This window comes from Sulfitobacter litoralis, assembly GCF_900103185.1.
GTDB classification, from domain to species: Bacteria; Pseudomonadota; Alphaproteobacteria; order Rhodobacterales; family Rhodobacteraceae; genus Sulfitobacter; species Sulfitobacter litoralis.
This window is the reverse complement of record NZ_FNJD01000044.1, coordinates 1-6381: the sequence shown is the minus strand read 5'-3', so window position 1 is coordinate 6381 and position 6381 is coordinate 1. Positions and strand designations below refer to the sequence as shown.

Here is a 6381-nt window from a genome sequence, read left to right as displayed (position 1 = left end):
GGGTGCGACGTTGGGTGCGACGTTGGCAGGATATGCCGCTTGTTTGCAGGTTTTGTCCGCCCTGCCCCCGCGCCCAAACCGCCCCGATAAATGGGGTCGGTTCGGTCTGGGCGCTATCCTGAATGCAAGAAAGAACGGCGACGCTTTTCAAGGGCGAGGCAACGGCTTGGCCGCCAACCTGAGCCGGTTTCCGAGAGGGGGAGTTAAAATCCGTTCTCCGTTATCAAGGAAAGGCTTGGCGCAACAAAATCGCACCCCCAACCCGTCTTGGAAAGAACGGATCACCGACCGCAGGCTTAGCGTGTCACTTTACCCAAAAAGACCGTTTGCGGGCTACTCCGTCGCCGTGAAAGCCATCGTGATCGTCTGCATGACCCTGTCAGTCTCGGACAGGATTTTGAGGATACGCTGATAGTGCTTCACGTCCTCGAAGCTCAGCGCGCGGCCCTTGCGGTCCTTCAACCACTTCTGCGCGGGCTGATAGCCACCGATGTAGAAATCCCATGACGCTTCGGGGGCGTTGTCAAAGTGCTGGGTTTTGTTGACCCAGACCTTGCCGCCCTCAAAGCGGGCCTTGTCCACTACGTTGTCACCCTCGCCCGTGAAAGGGTAAGGCGCGTCACCGATGGCCGCAGGTTCCATCAGGTGCAGCTTGCGAAGCTGCCCGCCCGCCTCCGCCACGGTCCAAAACTCGTCTGGCGTGGTCGGCCACGGGATGCGAGGGAAGTCTATTTTCAGAAAATCCGCGTAAGTGGCACGGTAGGCGGGACAGTGTAAAACACCATAGATGTAATCGAACGCCTTCATTTCATCGGGTAGGCCATGCTCAGGGTGCTTGGCCAACTTCTTGAGCTTGCGCCATAACTTGTCGTCAAAATTCACGCGGCGGGTTTTGTCTAAGTCCTGCTCATCAGGGTAGAGGAACAAAGGGAATACTGCGCTCTGTGTGGTTCGTTCACCGCACTTCGTTTCCACAAGTTTGTCACTGACAAAGAAATGACTGCAAGTTCCCGACTTTTCGCTTCGTGCTGACACTAGGGCGATATTGTTGTCTGTCAGCATATGGCGCATCGTTGAGCGGGCTGTAGTCCATACCACGCTATCATGGTAGATGATTTTACGCTCATCAAATGGTCTATAGCTGATATCCTCGATGAGAGAATTTAGGTCGCTTTCTGCCGCCAAGTTCCTTCTTGCTTTAGAAATGTCCCATCCCTTCTTTTCCTTAATATTGAGCTTTCTGCATAGTTCACTGTTGCTTAGGTCAGGGTTCCCAGAAAACTCTTTAGCCCGCTTTACTAGTTGAACGGGGTCTTCCGATATGCTGAACCCATCGCGGGCAGTAATAACCCCCGAAGAATAGAGCGGGAACCACTCCGCAAGGCTGGGATATTGTTGCCTGTATTCGTCGAAAGCTGGACCCGACGGATGAAAGGTATAGTTTGGGGCAACTGCCTTGCAGTCTGTCCACTCAATGTCTGTGGCACTAGCTTCCTCAAGGGCCTTATACTTACTTTTCCGTGTTCCCCATAGCTCTGAAAAGTATGCTTTGCCCTTGTCTTTTTTCTTTTTTTCGCCTGGCCTACGAACGGCAATTATGATGGCAACACCTTGTTTAATATCAAAAACATTTTGATCTATCCCACCTGTCGGGGAAACCTCGCGTATCTCGCTGTTGCCATGAAGGTCGATGACTCTCACGTCATGGAAGGTTTCGAGAAGATGCGCTCGCAAGCCTCGAAATGAGCTACTTTTGAGGTATCCATGACTTGTGATGAAACCCAAAACACCAAATCCGTTAGATGATATTAAACGTTCAGACAGGGAAAGGAATTTTATGTAGTCGTTGTTTATGTTCTTCTCGAATTGAAGCATGCCCTTCTCTTTTATGGGCACACCATCAACCGAGCGATACGCATCTACTAGTGAAACCTGCTCTGCTGTCAGGTTTCCAGACATAATGCTGTAGGGTGGGTTCCCGACAACGCACATGATGGGCATGTCGCGCTTGATGGTGTTTGCGCCCTTGGCCTCGCGGCTGAGCCATTGCGTGAAGGGCAAGGTCTGGTTGGCTGGTTCGCCTTCCTCAAGGCTGTTGGTCAGGTAAACCGATAGGCGCGGCGGAGCCTTCGCGGGCTTATAGCCAAGCTCGGTCAGTATCATGTCGAGCTTCATGTGGCACATGGCATAGGACGCCATGAGCAGCTCGAACCCGTGCAAGCGCGGGATAAGGTCGTCCTCGATGTACTTCGACCACATGGCGGGCGCGATACCCTGCACACGCGGGGCAATCTGCTTGATGACTTCCGCAAGGAAGGTGCCTGTCCCTGTTGCGGGGTCGAGGATTTGAACGCGGTGAACCTCTTTCTTGATGGTGACGGGCTTGCCCTTCTTGTTAAATTCGCCTGTTTCCCAGTCGATAACCACCTTGGACGTGTCGGCAAGACCGTCCGCTAGGCCAAACTCGGTCTGCAACACTTCATCTACCGCGCGGACAATGAAATTCACCACAGGTTCGGGCGTGTACCAGACACCACGGGCCTTGCGCTTGGCGGGGTTATAGGCGGCAAGGAACGTTTCGTAGAAGTGAAGGAACGGGTCTCTTTGGCCTGTCATCTTGCCGAACCCTTCCATGAGCTTGGCAACGTCACAGGCGCGGAACACGCGGGCGAGGTCGTCGATAATCCACGCGATGCGGTCGTCGAGGTCGTAGCCTGCAACGTAGGTGAACAGGCTTCGCAGGAAGGGATTGGACTTCGGCAGAAGCTCTAGCGCCTCTTGGCGGCTGAACGTGTCCAGTGTCGTGTCATGCAGGCGGGCGGCAAACATCCCGTAGGCGATGGTTTCCGCGTAAATGTCGGCAAAATCGGCGGGGTTAATGTCGTGGATCAGGTTTTCTTTGAAGGCATGATATTGGGCGGAAAGCTCGCTCTGTAGCTCTGCATCATCGCGCAAGGTTTTGCCCAAAACGTCTTTGATCAGGTTCGCTTTGCCCGCCATGCGCTCAGCCAGATCGCGGGGGCTTGTGATTGTCTGGGGGCGTTGCGTGACGAATTCTCGTAGCAGGTTTTCGAGGGTGGCGAAGTCCTGCGGGCGGGGCTGAACGCCCATGAGGAAATCGGCAATGCTGACCGATGCCACAAGCTCGCCGTCGCGGTAGAAATCCCAATCGAGGCAGTTCGTGTAGATCAGGTTGGGCAGGGCGGCCAGATACCGCTTTTGCTGATCCTTGTTGCTGTCTTTCAGGGCGCGGATTCCAACGGGAATGTCCTTCGCCTCAACGTGGCCGATCACGATATCGCCCTGCGACACGATGAAATCAGGCGCACCACATTTCACCCTCTTGGGTTCGTTCAGTGCGGTAACGTCTGGGGCGATGGATGAAAGGAGCTTTTGCAGGTCTGCGCGGTAGGAATGTTCGGTCGCCGCCCCTGTTTGGTAGATCGCTTCAATGTCTTTAAGAAAATCCTGAATATTCATGTGCCTGCCAATTTACGTAACTACGCATTTGTGCGTTTAAGGTATTCCGCAAGTGCGACTTCCAAAATGGCCTGGTGCGTCTGGTCTGTTTCAACGGCATGAAGCCTCAGGCGCTTGTAGGTCTCGCCATCGAGAGCAAGCGTCAGCCGCTTCTCACCTGGGCGCTTTGCCGGTTTCTTGTCCTGGGCCGCTCCCTGCCCTGCCCCACGTTGCGGTATGCCGGTATCAGTCGGGCGGCTTTCGGTGTTCAATAGGCCATCGAGGGCCACGGGCTTCTTAGCCATTTAGAATCCCTTTCACGTAGTCCCACACGGCGGCAATCTCTGCCCCCGCCTTATCGTCGGTTGTCTCAGATACTCCTTGGCCGGTCGCACCAGTTTCAGCATAGGCGACACGCTGCGCGATATTCACCGGGGCAACCCTGCCATGTTGCGCCAGGACGCGCGCCGCTTCCTCAGTGATCCTTGCACGCGGCGTCTGAGATAGAGCGAATGCGAAAGGCACCTTCGCAGCGTTCACGGCGGCTATGGTCGCGCCTACGGCCCGCAGATCGTCAGGGGATGGGCGAACCGGGATCAACACCAGGTCAGCCGCGCGAAGTGCCTCAGATAGCCATTCTGGGGCCGCTGGTGGCGTGTCGATTATGCAGAGGTCGAATTGCGCTTGGGCAGCGTTCAGTGTTGCTTTCAGCGCATGTGGTGCAGGGTCACGGTCCAGCATGGCGGGCGTGTCAGCGTCCCGGCCTTCCCACCACGCCCTGAGTGAGCCTTGCGGGTCCAGATCGAGGCAAAGCACCTTCCGGCCATCCAGAGCGGCGGCAACGGAAAGGTTGCGGGCCAGCGTCGTTTTCCCGGCCCCGCCTTTTTGAGCGGCTATCAGTATCGTTTCCATAGTTCGGGACGCTATCGCAAATGCGCAGAGCCGCAAACGCATAATTTCATACACGCATACTTTCGTATTTACGTAAATGCACACATATGTATAAAGACACAACGGACGTAGGGTTTTTATACACCCTACGGTTTCCCCTAGAATCGAGAGGCCCGCGCTATGAAATTCGTCACCTACCTTCGAGTATCCACCGAACGTCAGGGCCAGAGCGGTTTGGGGCTGGAAGCGCAACGCGCGGCGGTTGCGGCGCATGTCCTGGGCCGGGGCGAGGTGGTGGCTGAGTTTGTCGAGGTTGAAAGCGGCAAGCGGTCAGATCGCCCGGAGCTGGCGCGGGCGCTGGCAGAGGCGAAGCGGGCAGGGGCCGTGTTGCTCATTGCCAAGCTGGATCGTCTCGCCCGCAATGTCGCCTTCATTGCGAACCTTCTGGAAAGCGGGGTCGAGGTCACGGCGGCAGATATGCCAGAGGCAAACCGTTTCGTGCTGCACATCATGGCCGCGGTCGCGGAACAAGAGGGCCGCGCAATCTCAGAGCGCACCAAGGCGGCGTTAGCGGCGGCAAAGGCGCGGGGCGTCAAGCTGGGCTGGTCTATCCCTGAACGGGCTTCTGAGCAGCGTCAGGCGGCACGCAAGGGCGCAGCGGTGAACAAAGCACGGGCGCTGGCCCACGCTGAGAACGTCTTGCCGATGGTTGAGCAGATCAGGGCAGGGGGCGCATCCCTTCGCCAGATCGCAGCGGAATTGAACGCGCGGGGCATCAAAACCGCGCGAGGCGGCAAATGGCACGCGACTACGGTTCGGAATATTCTAACGGTGGAAAACGGCGCTGAGGCACGCGCGGCCTAACGGTCACGAAAAGTCAGTCTTATGTTCTTCACGGTCCAAACCAAGGTTTCCGGGGGATTGAGGGAAACCCTTTGTTCAGATGCCCCATAGGCTTGTTTGGGCAGGGTCCAGCACGCCGTCACGCCTTCGCCGCTGGGAATGATCCGATCAGACGAATAACCAGAGTAGCCGCTGTCATAGAGCGGGTCGCTATACCCTTCGAGGTGGCCTTCAATGGTGAATGAAAACTTCTCAACGGTATCGTCAGACTCGTTTAGTATCCCGATCCACAACGGATATTCTGCGCTACACTTTTCGAGGTCATAGAATACTTTCGCTGTCACCTTCGCAGCTTTGCGTTTGGCCAGTTGGTCCTGGGCATAGAAGAAGCCGCCCACGGCTGCGCCAATGGCCACCACAACACCAATGAAAATCAGGCTGGGGCGCGGGAACCGAAAGAGCAGGTAAAGCGCGCCACCAATACCGACTACCCAAGCCAATGCTTCCATAGCTACTCGATCACCTCAGGCGGCAACATTTCTTCGACGGTCCCGGTGATGCGCGCCTTGCGGCCTACGCGGGGTCGTTGCAGCTCGGCATAGGCGGCTTTCCGACCTTCAATGTCCTTCGCCCCCCAGCCGATCAGAACGCCGGTGACGCGCCGCCCGGTTTTCTCAGGCATCACGGTCACGGTGAAGTCGGATAGGGCGTTCACTTCCATGAGCGCAGGTTTGATCGCGTATTGGTTAAGATTGCCATAGGTCGTCAGCTTATCCGCTTCGACGCCCAAGAGTTCCCGAAAATCGTCCATGCTGAACCTTTCAGTGAAGATGTGCTTGAGCCTCACCCGGCGGGCGACGGCTTCATAGAGGGCCAGCGCATATTTCGAGGTGAAGGCACGCAACACTTCCATTTCCAGCTTTGCGAAGACGGTCGAGTCCTTGAGCAACAACGCCAGCTCAGGCGGGATCGAGTATTTGAGGTTGCCGCGCGGGCGCTTGGGGTCTGACAGGTTGTTCCAGCCCAAGAGCTGCACGCGGTCGGTTGATCCGTCCGGGCGCTGGATCGTCACCACGGTTGTCATGAGGGCTTCAATCGACTGTACAAGCCGGTCGTTGCTTTCATGCGTTTCTCTTAGGTCGGCAACGGCAATTTCAAAACGCCTGCCTTCGGACGCTAGGTCAGGCC

Annotated in this window: 6 protein-coding genes; 1 reads left to right on the top strand and 5 read right to left on the bottom strand. The window is 56.4% G+C overall.

All coding sequences use genetic code 11. The annotated features are described in order from the left end of the window. Positions 1-333: 333 nt before the first annotated feature. From BLQ98_RS17805 to BLQ98_RS17795, 3 genes are read right to left on the bottom strand one after another with little or no spacing between them, the layout of a single operon-like run. Positions 334-3480 carry a type ISP restriction/modification enzyme gene (locus BLQ98_RS17805; protein WP_093734524.1) on the bottom strand — a complete coding sequence of 1049 codons (3147 nt, stop codon included), beginning with the start codon at positions 3478-3480 and terminating at the stop codon, positions 334-336. 20 nt (positions 3481-3500) lie between these two features. Continuing rightward, on the bottom strand, positions 3501-3764 hold the full coding sequence (locus BLQ98_RS17800) for a CopG family transcriptional regulator (protein WP_167354583.1): 264 nt from the start codon (positions 3762-3764) through the stop codon (positions 3501-3503). After that, positions 3757-4371 (bottom strand): AAA family ATPase, encoded by a 615-nt coding sequence (locus tag BLQ98_RS17795; protein WP_167354582.1) that lies wholly within the window; start codon positions 4369-4371, stop codon positions 3757-3759. Before BLQ98_RS17795 ends, BLQ98_RS17800 begins: the two co-directional genes overlap by 8 nt. 159 nt (positions 4372-4530) lie before the next feature. On the opposite strand from BLQ98_RS17795, the gene BLQ98_RS17790 reads away from it, so the two are divergent. Next, entirely contained in the window at positions 4531-5214 is a 684-nt protein-coding gene (locus BLQ98_RS17790) for a recombinase family protein (RefSeq protein WP_093734523.1), read from the top strand. On the opposite strand, the gene BLQ98_RS17785 is transcribed toward BLQ98_RS17790, so the two are convergent. Together BLQ98_RS17785 and BLQ98_RS17780 are read right to left on the bottom strand one after the other, a co-directional pair. Further along, the gene (locus BLQ98_RS17785) at positions 5211-5702 is read right to left on the bottom strand and encodes a hypothetical protein (RefSeq protein WP_093734522.1); all 492 of its coding nucleotides are present in this window, start codon (positions 5700-5702) and stop codon (positions 5211-5213) included. The genes BLQ98_RS17790 and BLQ98_RS17785 overlap by 4 nt on opposite strands. Positions 5703-5704: 2 nt before the next feature. Further along, positions 5705-6381, bottom strand: a 677-nt coding sequence (locus BLQ98_RS17780) for a replication initiation protein (RefSeq protein WP_141135388.1), incomplete at its 5' end; no start/stop codon positions are given.